We start from the raw sequence: 17,837 nt of genomic DNA on the forward strand, positions 1-17,837 counted from the left end.
GAGTCAATGAATATGGACACGATACTGACAAACCTACCAATTATCGCGGGCGTTTCTATAGTTCTGCTTATTTTAGGGTCGATAGTTTGGAAGCGAGCGAGTACTTACAATAGTATTCAAAATACCAGACAGGGTGGCTTACAGCACCTCACCACGCTTCGACAGTTGCTCGCGACTATTCAGCAACACCGAGGCATTACCAATGGAGTGCTTTGTGGGGACGATAAACTTCAATCCCGTTTGCCATCGCTTCAAAGCGACATCAATCGCCACCTGCAAACGTTAGCCACACTCGATGAGCCGATTCGGGGTACGAGCAGCTGGCGTCATGTCGAAGATAAATGGCCTGCAGTTCAATCTCATTATAGGCAGTGGTCAGCGGAACAAAATCTCGCTACTCACAATCAGTTACTCGCAGCGGTTCTTGAGTCTGTAGAGGAGTGTGCGCAGCATTATCGGTTAGCTGAGTTGCCCCAAAAAGATGGGGAGTCCGTAGCGGCGCTTTGGAAGGACCTACTGAAAGTGGCTGAATGTGTCGGCCAGGCACGTGCGTTGGGGACGGGTGTCGCTGCGAAGTCAAAATGTTCGAGTGTCGAGCGAATTCGTTTGAAGTATCTACACGAGTCCATTCATAACTTTGTGTCTGCGCAAAAACACTCCGACTATCCAACGGTGAAAAAACTTCTTAGCACGATAGAAAACAAGGTGCTCATCGTGATCCCAAGCGTCGCTGCGTTAGAGTATTTTGATGATGCGACGGCGGCGTTGGATGAGGTGTTTAGTGTCTTTGATGAGCGAGTGAGTAAACTAAGTGAACTCCTTTAATTTGGATTGTCCAGCGATTTTGACCTCTGAGGCGTAAAAACCTCAGAGGCAATGAATGTTATCAGAGGTTTATAGTTGTTCCTCTATCGGCAAAATACCGCTAAACCACGCGCCCATTCTGCGCCAGATACTTGCTTCTGGTTCAGATGTCAGTGTTTCTCCGGTGGTATGATCAAACCAAACGAGATCGCCATCTTCCATCTTCATTTCGTAAGCTGTTTTTGGAATTTCATCAATAAGGTTACGATAAACCTTCTGAGCGTATTCTGGTTGTTCAATCACGACTCCCATTTCTGTGTTGAGATGTGCAGAGCGCGGGTCGAGGTTCATAGAACCAACAAAAACTTTTTGCTTATCAATGATCATCGCTTTGGTGTGCAAACTGGATCGGCTACTGCCTGTTAAACTCCAGTTTTTCTTAATCTCTGCATTGGATTTCACCTCCCAAAGCTGTACGCCACCCTCGACTAAATCTTCGCGATATTTTGCGTACCAACCATGTACGGCGAATACATCGTTTGATGCCAGAGAGTTGGTGATGATAATCACTTCGAGCCCTTGCTGTACTGCAGCGACGAGCTCCTTTGTTCCTTGTTCTGTAGGTACAAAATAAGGAGATATAAACACTAACGAGGTTTCAGAATCCTCGAGAACAGAGTTGAGGCTATCAATAAGTGTACTTTGCTTGCTATCGGGTTTGTCGGGAAGATCATAAAGCAGCTCACCGATACCCCAGTAGAGCTTTACCGTTCCATTGATGAGGTCGTTGTACAACGGCAACTTGGCAAAATCGTAAGTGCCTCCAGAAAACTTAGCTTCCAAATCGAGCTCTTGTACCCATTTATCGACATCGGCGTCGGTGTAGTGTTCTTCAATAGGTGTTATCCATTCGATGGGAATGCTGTAGTCACTGTTCCAATAGAGATCGAATTGACGATTAACCTGACGTACTGACTTACCGACCATGAGTAAATCAAGATCGGCAAACTCGACGTTGGATTCGATGGAGTAGTATTCGTTCCCTACGTTACGGCCGCCGATAATGGAGACGATGCCATCTACCGTAAGCGACTTATTGTGCATGCGGTGATTGAGGCGTTCAAAGTCACTCAACATCGAAATGCTACGAGCAGAGCGCAGGTGATGTGGATTAAACATGCGTACTTCGATATTTGGATGACTGCTGAACCTAACCAAATCTTGGTCGTCGTACTTTTGCATATCATCGAGAAGTAAACGTACTCTGACGCCCCGTTCTGCGGCTTCAAATAAACGCCAACCAATGAGGTTCCCCGCTTCATCGTCACGGAAAATATAGTATTGGACATCAATGCTCGACTGAGCGGTTTCGATGATAGCGAGCCTAGCTAGCAGGGCATCGTGCCCTTTGTCTAATGGATAAAACCCGGTTTCTTCGGTAAGAGAATGCGAGGAGACCTCACGTTTGAATAGTTCATCAAGTCGAGTCGGCTCGGCATTGATGATGGTGTAAGAGCTCTCTTTTTCGTATCGGCTCGGATCAATGCTGGACGAGACGCAGCCACTTAACGCGATGATAAGAGATAAAACGAAGAATTTTTTGATAGACAAAATATTGGGCATAGTTAAAGTGCTGGTATTTAATAGAGTTCTAAAAATGCAGCGAGAGTGTAACGACTCAAGCGCTAATTTGCACTGAATCGTTCGCCTTTTTACTGACATATTTCATAGCAAATAAGTATAGCCTAATCGAAAGCGACAAGGTTGCATAACAATTACTTATAACGGATTGAACCAGATTTAGTGAGCTGGATATTAGGAGTATAAATGGCCGGGTTGGGAAGTAATAAATACACGCTCTTTGGTGTGATGGCGATATTAATGTGGAGCTGCGTTATGGCATTGACACGAGATATCGCAGAGCTTTTTGGGCCCATTGGCGGCGCGGCTTTAATGTACACCGTGAGTACACTTGCACTCGCTTTGGTCATGGGCGTTCCGAGGCTGAGTGACTTTAATACACGTTACTTGCTATTTGGTGGTGTTTTGTTTGTCGCCTATGAAATTTTATTGGCACTAGCATTGGGAATGGCGAATGACCGTCAGCAGGCGATGGAAATGGCAGTCATTAATTATTTGTGGCCGGCTCTTACTGTGTTGTTTGCTGTGCTTAGTAGCGGCCGCAAAGTGAATATCCTTGTCTATCCGAGCGTGATACTCGCCTTCATAGGGGTAGTGTGGTGTATCTCGGGTGACTCGACGTTGTCGATTGAAAGTATTAAAAGCAATATTGCAACGAATCCGATTACCTACAGCATGGCGTTTTCTGCAGCCTTTATTTGGGCACTCTACTGCAACATCACCCCGACAATGAGCGGTGGCAAGAATGCGATTGTGGTGTTTTTCGCGATGACAGCCATAACGCTCTGGGTTCATTATGCGTTTAGCAATGAGCGAGAAATGGCATTCAACCTTTCGTCGGTTTCTACCTTAGTGCTTGCGGGAGTTGTGATGGGTGCGGGCTATGCGCTTTGGAATCAGGCGATCATCGGCGGTAACATGGTTTTGATTGCGACTTTCTCATATTTTACACCTGTGTTTTCCACCTTGTTTTCGTCGTTTTATTTATCTGTCGCGTTGACTCAATCTTTTTGGCAGGGCGTTGCGCTGGTGACTTTGGGATCGTTAATGTGCGCATGGGCAACGAGAGAGAAACCTGAGCACGAAGAGGCGTCGGCTCTATAAGCACAGCAATCTTATCTGGTTCTACTGTCGTAAGAGGGATATTACGATAAAAAATAGGATCGAGGTAAATGGAGTGTGTTCAGCAGAGACATAATGGTTGGTTGAGGTATTGTCAGCACCGACTTTTTGTCAAAGCAATTGGGTTGGTCGTTTTAGGTGCTGGAATAAGTCTTTACAGTCATAACGCGTTTGCAGCGCCAAGCGGAAAGCCTTGGCTCGTCAGCTATAACCAAGATGCGGTGACGCTTTATAAGCGCGAACACAAAGATGGCCTAATTGAGATTCGCGTTCATGCGGATATGACAACGACTTTTGCCGCGTTTCTGCGACTCTTTGAGGATACAAAAAACGTTCCTCGGTGGCTTCATAATGTAGAACAAACCAAGGTGCTGGCCCAGCTCTCTGCCAATGAAAATGTGGTCTACACAACCTTCGCCGGCCCTTGGCCTGCCAAAAATCGTGATATGGTCACCTATTCGCGCTATTACCAATCAGGTCGTCGATTTGTGCTAGAGATTAGCGATGCCACTGAGTATTTAGCTCAGCAACCTGATTACATACGAATTACCCAAGTGCGAGCGCGTTGGGAGCTTACTAAGTTATCTGATGGAGACGTCTTTGTGGTGTATACGGCGTTTGCCGATGTGGGCGGGGCTTTGCCAGATTGGCTGGCAAATCAGCTTACAGTAGAAGGCGCCATTGAGACCTTCAGAGGATTGAAGAGAGAGATTGCTGGATACCAACATCTCTCTCATCCGAATGTTAGAGACTAAAGCCTACTAAGCGTCAGTCTCAATCAAGCATTAAGAATTACGTGCGTAGTTGACATCGTCAGCTTGAGACAGAGACTTACACGCATCGATCAACATAAACGCTGGTACTTTAATAAAGTATGCCGAAATCAAAATCATCATCACTGGGTCCGCATAGACACTCAGGTGTGACCATGGTGACTGTTCTAGTCCCCAAGCGGTGATAAAGCCCGCCATTACCGCAAAACTTAATAGTGTATCCATCTGCCACTGTTTCGTCTCAGCTTCGATCAGGTTTGCACACAGTACTTTGTTTTGCTTAGAGATATACCACCAAGCATACGAACAGCCTAATACGTTAAACAATCCAAAAATGGTGGCGACGGTAGTATCCACTGGACGACCACCGGTGAACATCGAGCTTATCGCTGAGTATAGAGACGCCAAGACGATCACTAATATAACGAGACCTTTGATGGCAATAACAACCGACTCTACGGTTTGACGACCATATTTAGCCGCTTGGCTCTTTGGTTTCTTCAATTGGTGTGCTGCCGCCAGCGACAATAAAGTTAACAGCAAGCTTACTAATGAGTAAACACCGTCAAAGGCGATGACGAGCGAGCCCATAAGCACACCCACGACAAGCCCTGCGACAGCAAAGCCAGTTGCGATAATGGCTGAAACTCTCAATACGGAAGACTCGTTGTGTTGCTTTTGCGAAGACATGGGATTTACCTTTTGTTTGAATTGAGTCTATTGTTTCGCCGCAGTGATTAACTTTCAAACTTTAACTGTCGATGGAAGAACTGTGTTGGAGTGAAGGAAGTGCTCTTGTTTAAATATATCAATGAGTTACATGGTTGTTTTTGCTGTCAAGAATCGTGGCACCCACTGATGTGGTTATTTAAAATATGTGATATTGACCATCACGCCGAGTATTTTAAGTGCAGAGTGACTTGGCGATATAACTAGAAAGTGAAGAGGTAATCGCTGATTTGATCAGCAAGCCAAGTCATGGCTGGATGTTCAGACATCCCTGAAGGGGCAATCATACTGAAGTCTTCTTGAGTTAGACCATAGGTATGCTTTATCACTGAAAGTGTTTGCTCGCGCAGAAGCTGACGAATCAGTGGTTCAGGCAATACCCCCCAAGCACCTTCGGAAATAATGGTCTTGAGCATAAATTCAAAACTCGAGAAGCCGATGTATTTCAATGAGAAAGGCAGTAACTCCGGGTTATCACGTAGGTTTAGATAGGCAAGAGATACTTGCATTTCGTCTCGTAATACTTCGTCAGAGACCCGAGGCAAGTTCGATAGTTTGTGGTCGGCGCGACATACCGACATCATTCGAATCTTACCAAGTGGTTGGTAGGTGAGCCTTGGGTCACCTTGCCTTTCAAAATCGACACCAAAGGCAAAGTCGACTTGTTTCTTTTCGACAATATCAGCGAGATCGCCAGAAGAGGCGAGAACAATATTGAGTGAAATAGCAGGGTAACGTTGGTTAAGCTCTATGGTGAGATCCTGCCAAACCTTATCAGGTAGGCTGTCATCGTGAGCAATGCGAAGTTCGGTTGCAAAATCGCCTGACACTTGTGCGCACGTTTGTCGAATTCGTGCCGCAGTGACCAGTAGGTTGTCGCAGTCTTTGAAGATGGCCTTCCCTGTTTCTGACAAAGTGACATTGTTGCCAGTACGAACAAATAGTTCAGTATCGAGATCTTTCTCAAGTGCTTTGATCGCCATGCTGAGCTTAGTACGGTTACAGTTCAGCATTCGCGCTGCTTCAGACACAGAGCCTGAGTTAACAACGGCACAAAAGGCTTCAATTTGGGAAAGATTAATCGACATTGCCACTCAAACACCCGAAAACAAAGGAATAAAAATCATAGCACGAGTCCCAAAGAATACGAAGATAACACTAGGAATTGCTTGGCGTTCTGGTTTAATCTATGCGTAGTCATTAAGGATTAAAATGTAGTGCTTATATTGTGTTCAGCACTTGCAAATGAATGGAGTAAACTATGTCTAACGAGTGGGATGAGTACGCTGCGACATGGGAGAAAGACCAAGCAACGGCTACCTTTGCACAGTCTTGTTTTGAAGAACTCACCGCGCAGACCTCATTAACGCGAAAAACGGTGTTGGACTTTGGCTGTGGTACAGGCCTTTTAAGTCAGTTGATGTCACCTGCAACAAAAGAAATTGTCGCGCTTGACGGCTCTGAGGCCATGATCGAAGAGCTTGATAAAAAGGGACTGGAAAATGTTGAACCAGTCGTCGACTTATTGACTCGCGGCTTGGTCGCTCAGCATCCAGCATTTCGTAATCAGTTTGATTTGGTTGTAGCGTCGTCGGTGTGTGGGTTCCTTGATAACCTTCAAGAGACTGTAAACATTATCTATACCCTTCTTGATGAGTATGGCTTGTTTATTCACTGGGATTGGGCGGTGGATAGCGATGACCTGCGATATGGTTTAACTGAGCAGCGTGCAAAAGAGATTTTACTCAATGCTGGCTTCGAGAAAGTTGAAGTGACCGTACCGTTTGAAATAGACGCTGGCAAAGGACCCAAAAAAGTTCTCATGGGCGTTGGTCGCAAATAGCATAAATCGCAATAGTTTTTATCTGAATCACGAATAGGTGAAGCCTTTGGCTTCACCTTTTTTTTGTTATGCTGCTGGCGTATTAATTTTAAGCAGGTTAACTATGTTTCTGAGAGAAAATTTTCTGAGACCAAAGTTTCTGAGATCAAAACGATTGAGCAGCCAACTTCTCGCTATTTTGTTAGCCACAACGAGCGTGTTGTTTGCCAGTTCCGTGTGTGCAAGTGATGAAAAAAGCAGGGAGCAAGCACAACAACTCATCGAAAAGGCTTCTGAAAAAATCGACATGTTTGATTCGACGGACCATTGGGAGTCTGTGAAAAATCTTACCGGCGTGGCAAAGGCTATTGTGGTGTTCCCGTCGGGTGGTCAGGCGGGCTTTCTCATTGGCGCCCAATGGGGAAGAGGGATATTACTGACACGTGAGGATCATCGTTGGAGCGAGCCTGTGTTTGTTAAGTTCCACAGCGCGATGATCGGACTTTTAGCGGGAGCTCAACATATAAGTGGTGTCGGCGTAGTTCTGTCAGACGATGTACTAGACGATCTCAAAGCGAGTCCAACTAAAGTGGGGGGCACGGCAGACCTCACAGTGGGGAAAGGTGTCAGTGGCAAGGTTATTGGTGGCACTGGGGGCGTCAGCGCTATGATGGTGTCTGAAAATAAAGGGCTGTACTTCGGTGGAAGTATCGATACCTTTACACTATCGCTAGACAACGACCTCAACCAAGCTCTATATGGTGACGATTTTTCAGCAGAGAAGGTGCTTTCAAATTACGATACCCATCAGGGGGAAGCCCAGAACTTGCGTAATAGGCTAGAGGGTGTTGCTTACCGAGCGGTTTACCAATAAATGCCATTCTGCTGAGTAAAATTTGAACTTGTTGTTTTTTAGTGCATTATTGTGTTTAGACCTTAGGTTAAATTACGCTTTGGGACATTGCCAATGAACAAACTGCTCTCTTCATTACTTTTTGCCAGCATCGCTTTGGTCGGGTGTACGACGTCTACCACAACGAACTCACCACTCAACTTTTCCTATGGGGTTGCAAAAACGGGAGATTTTAGTTTTTTACCTCAATCTGGAGTTGTTACCTACTCTTGGCGAAGTGATTCTCCAGTCGCACATGTTTCGAAAGAGTATGATGCGGACTATTACCTCAATGTTATCAAGGCTCAAATTGACCAGGTTTTAGCGTCGAAAGGTTATGTCGCCGTCAGTGATGGTCATGCGGCAACAATGCATCTTGATTTTGGTATAGCGACAGAAAATGCCATGAACGATGAACAGATTTTTGAAAGCACGCAGATTGCAACGGGTATACAGGGCGATAGTCAAAAAGGTGAGAAGGGCAGCATCTATATCGCTGTTTTTGACTCGGTTGGCGCGTTCCCAAGATGGAGAGCGCTTGCTCAAGGGCCAACCGATCAGAGAGTAAAAGATTCAGAAGAGCGAGAAGAGCTCAAAAACCTAATAGGCTCCATGTTAGATGACCTGCCTCCAAGATAAAGAAAACCGAAGCGTCAAGCTTCGGTTTTCGTTATAGGGTAACGTGTTGTGTTACTTCGGCATGATGACAGCATCAATGACGTGAATGACGCCGTTTTTGGCCTTAACGTCTGTCGCAACAACCGTTGCGTTGTCGACCATAACCATACCGTCTTTCTTAGTGATCATGATCTCTTGGCCTTGGACTGTCTTCGCTTTGTCCAGTCCCATCACATCTGCAGCCATCACCTTACCCGGTACCACATGGTAGGTTAGGATAGCAACCAGCTTGTCTTTGTTCTCTGGTTGTAACAGAGATTCGACAGTACCTTCAGGTAGCTTGGCGAACGCTTCGTCAGTCGGAGCGAACACCGTGAACGGGCCTTCCCCTTTCAATGTATCAACCAACCCCGCAGCCTGAACTGCAGCGACAAGTGTCGTGAACGAGCCATTTTCCGCCGCAACATCAACGATGTCCTTTTTCATTCCGTGGTGGTCTGCGAAAGCCGAGATTGAAAGAAGAAGTGCTGCCATTGCTGCAAACGAACGTGTTAATAGTGTTTTCATATCTGCGATCCTTTTTTTATTCCTATTCGCAGTCGTCTGTTACGCGGCGAATAACTCATCGATCACCAAGATCAGCCAACAAAATGTATTCAGTTCAAAACAGATTGCTTAGCAGGTTTGTTTTCGGGCAGCTAAACTACTCACATTAAATAACGCAAAGTGACTGAACATGTTGGATTATTTTGTTGAAAAAAGAATTGATATCGCGACTCAAGCAGAGAGCGCAATAAACTTTTTGGCGGATTATCGGAACTGGCCTCAGTGGTCTCCGTGGTTGATCATGGAGCCTGAATGCAAGCTTGATTATCGGGGTGAGCAAGGCAATATCGGCGATGGGTATCAATGGGACGGTGACCTTGTTGGCGCTGGAGAAATGACTTTGATGACGCGCAGTGCCACGCAGCTCGACATGCATTTAAGCTTTCAAAGGCCGTTTAAATCTGAGGCTAAGGTGAGCCTTCAAGCGGTACAAATGGGCAATAATACCGAAGTACGTTGGAGCATGAAGAGCAAGGTGCCATGGTACCTGTTTTTTCTCAAAGGCTTGTTTCAAACCATGATAGGGATGGATTATGAGCGCGGGTTAAAGATGCTCAAGTCTGCGTTGGAAACAGGCGAAGTTCACTCACGTCTCAAACTCATTGGGGAACGAACTCAAGACGAGATCCATTATGTGGGGGTACGCGGTAGTGGCACGATTGCTGAACTGGGACCGCAAATGCAAGCGCACTTTTCTGAACTTAACCAGCTCATAGAAACGAAAGGGGTAGAGATAGCCGGGCCACCCTTTGCGTTATATCACTCGATGAAAATGAAGCAGCAGTTCTTTGAGTTTACGACCTGCTTCCCTGTGCGACAAAAGGTCGAGGTAGCGAAGCCATTTGAAACGGGTACGCTGGCTAGCTGTGAGACCTATGTTGTTGAACACACAGGCGAATACCCTTTCATGGGCAATGCTTGGTCGATGGCAATGAATGCATCACGCCACCACAAGGTCAAAGTCAAGCGTCGTCCTTTGGGAATCGAAAGGTACCTCAATGACCCACGTGAGAATGAAGCGAAAGACTTGGTCACTGAGGTGGTGTTGTTTAAGAAGTAAGCTTTGGCTAGAAAACCAGACCAGGCAGTAGTACAGGTTTAGATGGCCATCGGTAATCGTTCAAAGGCTTGACCATCGCCGATACGGGTGTTGGTTGAGCTAGCGGATCCTCTTGCAGGATATTCAAATTGGTAACTCGAATATACCCGCTAGACCCATAGACTTCATCTCGACCAAACAGAACTGAGAAATGCATTCCTTGCTGCTCCATCCATTGGTGAACCTCAGTGAGCATCGTCTTGACCAAGCCCTTTTTGCGATAGTCTGGGTGAACACATACTTCAGCTACGCCGCCAATAGGATAGGAGCGACCTCTAATTTCAACGGTTTTCTCGTGTACCGCAACATGAGCGACAACATGGTGTTTGTTGTCGCTCGTGACGTACCAGCGGTGTTGCGGCATCTCATTGTAAAAACGCTGAGTTTTGAACCTTGCGTCGCTTGGCTTGGTAAAACAGGAGCTGAGTAGGGCGATCAGTGCTTGATTAAGCTGCTCATCCACTGAGCTATCTTCAATATATTGAACTTTCATAATGCTACTGGTTATCCACACATCGCTCGGTTACGATGCTATGCGTACCTTTGTCTGATCCTTTGGCTATGGTGAGTTGGCTCACGATGCTGTAGCAAGTTGTGCTACCTTTTTGCTCCGCAGACTGGATTTTTACGGTACCTGAATTACCACTGGTGGTATTTTTCCAGGGAACAGATTTTCCAGACTTCGGACTTCTCATTAATTTCTCAACCGCGTCTTTATGTAGCGATTTATCTTTGTCTGAGTAACTCTCATCATTCACTCCAAAGGTTTGAGAGGTGAGCGAATCAACAAGTTGGAATGGTGAACTGAGGATGCCGCCAATGACCCCTGTGACCGCGCCCTTACTGGCTTCACGACCGGCTTGCTCGGCCTGTTGGACCAAGTCTTCAGCCTGACTAATTATCTCGGGCATCGCTTTACGCACCGCTTCACTTTCAGCCAAAATGGCAGGGATCTGTTTTGATGTCGCGGCTATTTGCTTGTTGGTCTGCTCAATTGTCTGATTGGTTTCATCTATTTGTTTGAGAATGCTTGGTAAGGAGCGGTGCCAGTTTTGTGTCTCTTCAAGAATAGGGGGAATGGCGTTTCTCACATTCTTAACTTCGGCAATGATAGTGGGTATTTGCTTATTGATGTCGTCAACTCTCGCCAACACTTCAGGTATCGCTTTTTGATACTCAGCACTTTGTTCAAGAATACTTGGAATAATCGCTTGTATCTTTTGAACTTCTTCTATGACAGGAGTGATGCGTTGTGCGGTCTGATCTATCTGCGTCAACAAGCTGGGCAGCTCAGTTCGAACTTGTTTTGCCTCCATGGTGAAACTGTAAATCGACCATGCTAATGCCATGATGGCGAAGGCGAAAAGTACTCTGGTTCCTGCTAGTATTTTTTCCATTTCACAACTCACTGTAGTGTCGGTAATCCAAAAGAGTGCTTGAGCACGCTAAAACGACCTTAGTTTTTTCTAACATAACCAAACTAAACAAGAGAGTAAACGGTGCGCTCCTCGGGTAACGAGCTAAGTTGGCAGGAATTGCGAGATTGTACAAAAAGACAGCGGTTGAGCGTAATTCCTTAGTAAGTCACTAAAATGTAAAGCCAATTCAGCTAAACTGAAACTAAGAAGGGAAAAAGTAGGAGCTGGTAATGGCGATTCAAAGATTAGAAGCCAATAAGCTATACCACGCCGCAGAACTAAAAAAGCTGCCTTGTAAATCGACCAAAGAGCTAGACCCAATTGATGAGATCGTCGGACAAGAACGAGCTCAGAAAGCCGTCGAGTTTGCTATGTCCATCAAGGAAAAGGGTTATAACATCTACGCAATTGGTCAAAACGGTCTCGGTAAACGGACCATGATCTTGCGTTATCTCAGCCGTCATCCACACGATAGTGAAGCACTTTTCGACTGGTGTTACGTGGCTAATTTTGCAGATACACGAACACCGCAAGTGCTTAAACTTCCGTGTGGAATGGGCGAGAAGCTGAAAAAGGATGTTGAAAAACTTATCTCAAAACTCGTTAAAGCCATACCTATGGCGTTTGATAATGAACTCTATTTTGGTCGTGCTGATAAGCTTAAAAACGATCTGGCACGCAAGCAGCAAGTTGAGCTTCAAAAACTCAGCGAAGAAGCCAAAGAAAAAGGCATTAGCCTCACTATTACCTCTCAAGGTGATTATCAGTTTGTTGCGTTAAATGGCGAAGATCTCCACACAGATGAAACCTTTGCAGAGCTGTCTGAAGAAGAACAAGAACGTTTCGGCCTTACTATCGATGAGCTAGAAGTCAGCCTGCGCGGTATGGCTCGCGAGCTGACAGATTGGGAGGAAACCTTTACAGATAACATTCAGAAGCTTAACGAGGAAGTGACGTTAGGCGTCATTAGCCATCTGATCAAGAAACTTAAAAAAGAGTACAACGGCTACACTGAAATCAAGAAATATCTGAGCGCACTGCAAAAAGACATCTGTGAAAATGTCGATATCTTCCTTGAAGAAGGTAATGAGCAGGGTGAGATTGCTACGGCATCGTTGGATAAAAAATTTCCAAGACGCTACAAAGTAAACTTGATTGTGAAGCAGTCGTGTTCTGATTTCCCGATCATCGTTGAAGAGAACCCCAATTATCATTCGCTGTTTGGTTCTATCGAAACAGCGACTTACAAGGGAACGGTATTTACCGATTTCTCATTGATCCGTGCAGGCAGTTTGCACCGTGCTAACGGTGGTGTTCTGTTAATGGATGCGATAAAAGTTCTAGAGCAGCCTTATGTGTGGGACGGACTTAAGCGTGCGCTTCGTGCTCGTCAGTTGAGCTTCACTTCACTTGAGAAGGAACTGACGCTGTCAGGTACTGTGTCACTTGACCCACAACCGATTCCTTTGGATGTGAAGATCATTCTCTTTGGTGACTATAGAACCTATCAATTACTGCAACATTATGACCCGGAGTTTGGCGAGTTATTTAAAGTCACCGCAGATTTTGAAGATGAGATGCCTCGTACAGCAGAATCTGAACTCCATTATGCTCGGTTCATTTCTAGTATTGTTCATGACAACAATATGCTGCATTGCGACCGAAAAGCGATCGCCAGGATAATCGAACATAGCTCGCGATTATCGGGTGATCAGAGTAAGCTTTCTCTACATTCTGCTCACATCGCTAACCTGTTACGTGAGTCCAACTATGTCGCTCGTAATGCGAAATCGAACTTGATTCGTTTGGGGCATGTCGATCAGGCGTTGGAATACCAACAGATGCGTGTTAATCGCCTTCAAGACAGCGTGATGGAAGGGTTCGTTAATGGTACAACGCTTATTCGTACCGAAGGCTCTGCGATTGGACAAGTGAACGCATTGTCTGTGCTGACGACAAGCGATCATATGTTTGGTGCCCCTAACCGCATTACCGCGACGACGTCTTATGGTGATGGTGAGGTCATCGATATCGAGCGTAGTGTTGACCTTGGTGGCAGCATTCACTCCAAGGGTGTGATGATCTTAAGTGCATACCTCTCTTCAGTATTCGGTAAAACAGCAAAAGTGCCTCTGACGACTACCATTACCTTTGAGCAGTCTTACGGTGGGGTTGATGGTGATAGCGCTAGTATGGCTGAGTTCTGTGCTGTTGTGTCGGCATTTTCGGGTCAGCCAAATCGACAAGATATCGCGATAACTGGCTCAATGAACCAGTTTGGCGAGTCACAACCGATTGGCGGTGTGAACGAAAAAATTGAAGGCTTCTTTGATGTTTGCGCCATCAAGGGACGCAATTCAGAGCAGGGGGTAATTATTCCTCGTTCCAATGCTCATAACTTAATGTTGCGCGCTGATATCGTGAAAGCGGTCGAGAAAGGTGACTTCCATATCTGGGCGATAGACCATGTTACCGAGGCAATTGAGTTGTTTACGGGTAAAGAAGCAGGTACAGCGACGCTGGAGGGCAGTTATCCAATTGATACCATTTTTGGTATTGCGCAAGCTAGGTTGAATGCATTGCGTAAGTAGTGATATTTGACTCACCGACTGTGACACTAAAAAAGCCAAGCGATCGCTTGGCTTTCTTTATGCGCGCAGTTTTAGTTTGGTGCCGTCAAACTTAAGGTGTGAGAGCAACTCTTTTGCGTTGTCTTCTCCTGCTTCATCGAACTTGATACCGTAAGCAGTGTAATGGCTGGACTTTTGTTGGTTGCAAATCAAACCAGATAGCGGAGGAAAATAACGCCCTTTCTGAGCACCCGCAGCCACCATCAAAGAGACTTCTTGTCCTACAACCAAACTCTTACCAAGTGCAGGGAGGATAAAGCGACAGCCGCTCTTTGACATGTCTCTCAACTCACATCGCGTCTGACGTTCGCCAGATTTTAGCACGGCATCGAGGTTTACCTCATATCTTGGCTCTTTTCTGAGGTTGGTGACCTGCATCGATTGGGGGATCGAAAGGACCAAAATCGGCAGAGGCTCTTCAACAATGTTTAGTAGCTGCGCGCGATATTGAACCACGCCGCCTTCCCCTCGTTGTGAAATCGCTCTTACGATCAGCCAAAAGCCCTCTTGGAAGAAATACTTAAGGTCGCTTTCATCGATCTTGGGAATTTCTAATAGAATTCGATGATCAGAGTGCGCGCCGATAAACTTGGTAGCACAGCGAAATGACGTCCCGACGGGCGTGTTCACTGTGAGCGTAACATCACCGCCATGCTCAATCATCGCAAGGGCATCGGTGCTGTTTAGTGTTTGGGTCGTCCGTTGTGGTGGATTAGATTTTTGTTGATTTTGTTGCGTCACTGCTTGATGGTTCCTGACGTTTTCTGTCCTACACTCAAGGCCTTAAGCCGAACATTTTATATGAAATTCCTTGAGTCACACTTATTATATTTTTGAACGGTGTTCACAAAATTCTAGGGTTTCGATAGTCAAAGTGCAATCAAAAACAGGGTATCAAGAGTCAAAATATTGACTTAGATGTCAATATTGAGTGCAACCGCACAACTTCCGTTTTTCTCTTTGAGCTCAATTTATCTCAGCTGCCGAGCATTGTTTTTCTCCATAAATATCTGTTTTACCGCTCATTGTCATTTCTTTGTGTATTTTAATTATTCATCATTGTTGATTATATTTGAGCTTGGTTATATTATAGCCAGAATCAAAGGTGAGGTTTAATATGAATGAAAGTGTCAAAAATGAGTTAGGTAGATTGTTGGTGAATCAAGAAGCGTTGTTGGAGGTGCTTTCTAAGAGCCACTCTTCGCTCACTGACTACCCAGAGCTTCAAGACTATTTGGCGCGTAAGAACCCTAATGTTACTAAGTACAATCGAGCGTTGCGCGAAGGACAGTTCACCAGACAAGAGTTTCTTGATGAGATAGGAGAGCGCCTAAACTGGCTAGCTTATGAACTCCAGCCACAGATCGACATGGACTTTTTGGTTGAAAGAGTCGCAACGCTTGTTGGCCATGATATTGAGAAAATCAAATCGCTAACCATCGAAGAAATAGGTGCAGATCTGCTCTCGAAACTGATCAACTTGTATGGCACCGCTATTTATTCTACTCAACAAACGAAGCCTAGTTACCCTTTCTTGGCAACCAAAGGGCAGGTGGATCATGAGTTCTGGAAGCAATCTCATATAGCTTATGACGCGTGGGTAGAGGGTTACCAAAGTCACTATAAGTTGACTAACTACTGCCAAGACAAGTTAGACTGCAAAGCCCCCCAAAGTTCGGTGCGCTTTTTCCGTCAGTTTGGTGACCCAAGAGATATTCCTGAATGGCGTGAGTATGCGGGGTATAGCTTGAACAGTGTGGTTGACTAAACTAAAAAAGACAGTGGCTTTCGAATAAGGCCACTGTCTTTTGCTAATCTAAGTTCAAAGTATCAGCCTTTAAACTCGAACGTAGGCTTTTAGAGTGGCAATTTCTTTACCCTCGCTCTCACCAAACGGCGTAATCGTATACTCACCAACATTTGCCGGTACGACAAATGTTTCCGCGTAGTGAACCACATAAGGTTCAAAAGCGCCTGTCGGACTTTCAACAATAGCTTCACGTCCTTCGATAAGGTTGAGTACGTTGACATGTCCCTCAGTGTTGTGTGTGACCGACTTTGTGAACCAGTGGCGACGGGTTTCAATAAACTCTCTCTCATGAAGCCCAGTGCTTTCTTCACGCCAGCCATCGCCTTCACCGATTGGTTTCACAGCATTGATAAGGTTTTCCTTTACCCAATCAGTATCACGTTCCCATTGAATCACTTGCTCACCATGTGCTAAGTGTACTGGGCGAGGCTGTCCATCTAAGCCTACACGATCCCAATCCCAGAGTTTGAAGGTAAAGATGTAAGGCGTCGCGCTCACTTCTAATACCATGGCGTTACTGCCTGAGCAGTGAATAGTACCTGCTGGGATCAAGAAATGGTCGTGCTTTTTAGCAGGGAATTTGTTGATGAATTGTTTATCGTCAAATGACTTTTCGCCACGTTGAGCCGCTGCCAAATCATCAAGCATCGCTTTTTTATCTACACCGTTTTTTACGCCTAGGTAAACACTGGCATCATCACCCGCATCGAGCATGTAGTAACTCTCATCCTGCGTGTAATGCATACCAAATTCATTCTGGATGTATTCAGTGAGAGGGTGGACTTGAAGACTGAGGTGTTGGCCTTCCATCGTATCTAGGAAGTCAAAACGGATTGGGAATTCGGCCCCAAAGCGCGCGTGAACTTGTTCGCCAAGCAGACTTTTCGGTTGAAGTAGGACGAGATCTTGAGAAGGAATTTCAACCACAACATCATCAACTTTTAAGCGCAGGCTGTTTTCTTCTGGCACACAGTCGAAACACCATGCGTAGTTCTCTTTGCTTGGGTCTAGATCGCACACCTCCTTCATCCACTGGCCGCCCCAAACGCCTGGGTCAAAAAACGGCACTAGGCGGAATGGCTGCTCGGTCGCTTGCTTAAGAGCCGCTCGGAAGGCATCACCAGAAATCAGTTTTGCCGTGGATTGATCATTGGTATCCAGAACGAAATCGACACTCTTCAGCAGGGGCGTTTTGTGTTTGTCGAATACTCGCCATTCAATGAAGAAAGCGCGCTTGTATCGACGAAGAATATCTTCATCGGCGTTTTCTACTCCCCAGTTACCTAAACCGCTGTGGCGGTAACGCTGTTGGATCTCCCAGCGAGCCATATCTGCGTATACCGATGTGGTGCCTTTGTGTACCAGTGACGCACCGCTACCGAAGACCACAACAGGTTGATTAGATTGCTCTACCGTTGCACGCAGCTCTGCAAGTTTGTCCTTGTCGAAAAACTCTTCGAGTTTATGAGGTGCAATGAAGCCAAAAACGCGATCGTCGGTGACGTGACGCTCAATCATGTCGAATACGACGTCTTCTGGGTACTTGGCCGTTTCAGCGTTGACGAGCAGGGCATTTGGAAACTGCTGCTTGAGCTCTGATTCCAGTTCCGCGATGTTGACACCAGGATAGCAGTCGATGGTCAGAACCGATTTTTGTTTGTTGTCGAACTTGGTGCTGATGGCATCCCAGATTGCCCCCCAGCCTTGCCAAGCATGTCCATTAAAGCCATTGACGTTGATGTGAGGGAACTTGTCATAATTAGGTTTTGTTTGTAGGTATTTCATATTTTGTTCACTGAGATTGGTTTGTTATGGGCTTAAATTAACGACCTCAAAATAAATCTACTAATTGGTTTATCCGTTTTACCTCACA

General features: G+C 45.7%; 17 protein-coding genes. 9 read left to right on the top strand and 8 right to left on the bottom strand.

Translation table 11 applies throughout. The features are described 5' to 3' along the window. Nucleotides 1–12: 12 nt before the first annotated feature. On the top strand, nucleotides 13–825 hold the full coding sequence (locus tag LY387_RS21475; protein WP_234496250.1) for a nitrate- and nitrite sensing domain-containing protein: 813 nt from the start codon (nucleotides 13–15) through the stop codon (nucleotides 823–825). A gap of 69 nt (nucleotides 826–894) precedes the next feature. Here the strand turns inward: LY387_RS21475 and LY387_RS21480 are convergent, their stop codons facing one another. Then, a complete protein-coding gene (locus tag LY387_RS21480; RefSeq protein WP_234496251.1) occupies nucleotides 895–2,427 on the bottom strand; it encodes a phospholipase D family protein in 1,533 nt (510 codons plus the stop codon). 204 nt (nucleotides 2,428–2,631) lie between these two features. Between LY387_RS21480 and yddG the strand changes: the two genes are divergently transcribed. Continuing rightward, nucleotides 2,632–3,549, top strand: a complete 918-nt coding sequence (gene yddG, locus LY387_RS21485) for an aromatic amino acid DMT transporter YddG (protein WP_234496252.1) — start codon at nucleotides 2,632–2,634, stop codon at nucleotides 3,547–3,549. A 68-nt stretch (nucleotides 3,550–3,617) separates the two neighbouring features. Then, nucleotides 3,618–4,322 carry an START domain-containing protein gene (locus tag LY387_RS21490; RefSeq protein WP_234496253.1) on the top strand — a complete coding sequence of 235 codons (705 nt, stop codon included), beginning with the start codon at nucleotides 3,618–3,620 and terminating at the stop codon, nucleotides 4,320–4,322. A gap of 30 nt (nucleotides 4,323–4,352) precedes the next feature. Here the strand turns inward: LY387_RS21490 and LY387_RS21495 are convergent, their stop codons facing one another. After that, complete coding sequence (locus LY387_RS21495; protein ID WP_234496254.1) at nucleotides 4,353–5,030, bottom strand: cation transporter; 678 nt, start codon at nucleotides 5,028–5,030, stop codon at nucleotides 4,353–4,355. Between the two features lie 242 nt (nucleotides 5,031–5,272). Then, nucleotides 5,273–6,151, bottom strand: coding sequence for a LysR family transcriptional regulator (locus LY387_RS21500; protein WP_234497810.1), 879 nt, complete (start codon nucleotides 6,149–6,151; stop codon nucleotides 5,273–5,275). Between the two features lie 179 nt (nucleotides 6,152–6,330). Here LY387_RS21500 and LY387_RS21505 point away from each other — a divergent pair, with 179 nt between their 5' ends. The 3 genes from LY387_RS21505 (at nucleotide 6,331) to LY387_RS21515 (ending at nucleotide 8,422) form a co-directional block, all read left to right on the top strand. Beyond that, nucleotides 6,331–6,912 (top strand): class I SAM-dependent DNA methyltransferase, encoded by a 582-nt coding sequence (locus tag LY387_RS21505; RefSeq protein ID WP_234496255.1) that lies wholly within the window; start codon nucleotides 6,331–6,333, stop codon nucleotides 6,910–6,912. 154 nt (nucleotides 6,913–7,066) lie between these two features. Then, nucleotides 7,067–7,765, top strand: coding sequence for a lipid-binding SYLF domain-containing protein (locus tag LY387_RS21510; protein WP_234496256.1), 699 nt, complete (start codon nucleotides 7,067–7,069; stop codon nucleotides 7,763–7,765). A gap of 93 nt (nucleotides 7,766–7,858) precedes the next feature. Continuing rightward, on the top strand, nucleotides 7,859–8,422 hold the full coding sequence (locus LY387_RS21515; protein ID WP_234496257.1) for a DUF4136 domain-containing protein: 564 nt from the start codon (nucleotides 7,859–7,861) through the stop codon (nucleotides 8,420–8,422). A 51-nt stretch (nucleotides 8,423–8,473) separates the two neighbouring features. Here the strand turns inward: LY387_RS21515 and LY387_RS21520 are convergent, their stop codons facing one another. Continuing rightward, on the bottom strand, nucleotides 8,474–8,935 hold the full coding sequence (locus tag LY387_RS21520) for a fasciclin domain-containing protein (protein WP_234497811.1): 462 nt from the start codon (nucleotides 8,933–8,935) through the stop codon (nucleotides 8,474–8,476). Between the two features lie 202 nt (nucleotides 8,936–9,137). On the opposite strand from LY387_RS21520, the gene LY387_RS21525 reads away from it, so the two are divergent. Beyond that, entirely contained in the window at nucleotides 9,138–10,067 is a 930-nt protein-coding gene (locus LY387_RS21525; protein WP_234496258.1) for an SRPBCC family protein, read from the top strand. Nucleotides 10,068–10,074: 7 nt separating this feature from the next. Here the strand turns inward: LY387_RS21525 and LY387_RS21530 are convergent, their stop codons facing one another. Further along, entirely contained in the window at nucleotides 10,075–10,599 is a 525-nt protein-coding gene (locus tag LY387_RS21530) for a GNAT family N-acetyltransferase (protein ID WP_234496259.1), read from the bottom strand. A gap of 4 nt (nucleotides 10,600–10,603) precedes the next feature. Then, nucleotides 10,604–11,503 (bottom strand): hypothetical protein, encoded by a 900-nt coding sequence (locus LY387_RS21535; protein WP_234496260.1) that lies wholly within the window; start codon nucleotides 11,501–11,503, stop codon nucleotides 10,604–10,606. 251 nt (nucleotides 11,504–11,754) lie between these two features. Here LY387_RS21535 and LY387_RS21540 point away from each other — a divergent pair, with 251 nt between their 5' ends. Further along, entirely contained in the window at nucleotides 11,755–14,115 is a 2,361-nt protein-coding gene (locus LY387_RS21540) for a Lon protease family protein (RefSeq protein ID WP_234496261.1), read from the top strand. A 57-nt stretch (nucleotides 14,116–14,172) separates the two neighbouring features. Here the strand turns inward: LY387_RS21540 and LY387_RS21545 are convergent, their stop codons facing one another. Next, entirely contained in the window at nucleotides 14,173–14,817 is a 645-nt protein-coding gene (locus tag LY387_RS21545; protein ID WP_234497814.1) for a flagellar brake protein, read from the bottom strand. A 454-nt stretch (nucleotides 14,818–15,271) separates the two neighbouring features. Between LY387_RS21545 and LY387_RS21550 the strand changes: the two genes are divergently transcribed. Beyond that, the gene (locus tag LY387_RS21550) at nucleotides 15,272–15,922 is read left to right on the top strand and encodes a hypothetical protein (protein ID WP_234496262.1); all 651 of its coding nucleotides are present in this window, start codon (nucleotides 15,272–15,274) and stop codon (nucleotides 15,920–15,922) included. Between the two features lie 69 nt (nucleotides 15,923–15,991). Here LY387_RS21550 and LY387_RS21555 read toward each other — a convergent pair whose 3' ends face one another. Continuing rightward, the gene (locus LY387_RS21555) at nucleotides 15,992–17,749 is read right to left on the bottom strand and encodes a class I mannose-6-phosphate isomerase (RefSeq protein WP_234496263.1); all 1,758 of its coding nucleotides are present in this window, start codon (nucleotides 17,747–17,749) and stop codon (nucleotides 15,992–15,994) included. Between the last annotated feature and the right edge of the window lie 88 nt (nucleotides 17,750–17,837).

Origin of the sequence: Vibrio maritimus (genome assembly GCF_021441885.1) — a bacterium.
Lineage (GTDB): Bacteria > Pseudomonadota > Gammaproteobacteria > Enterobacterales > Vibrionaceae > Vibrio > Vibrio maritimus_B.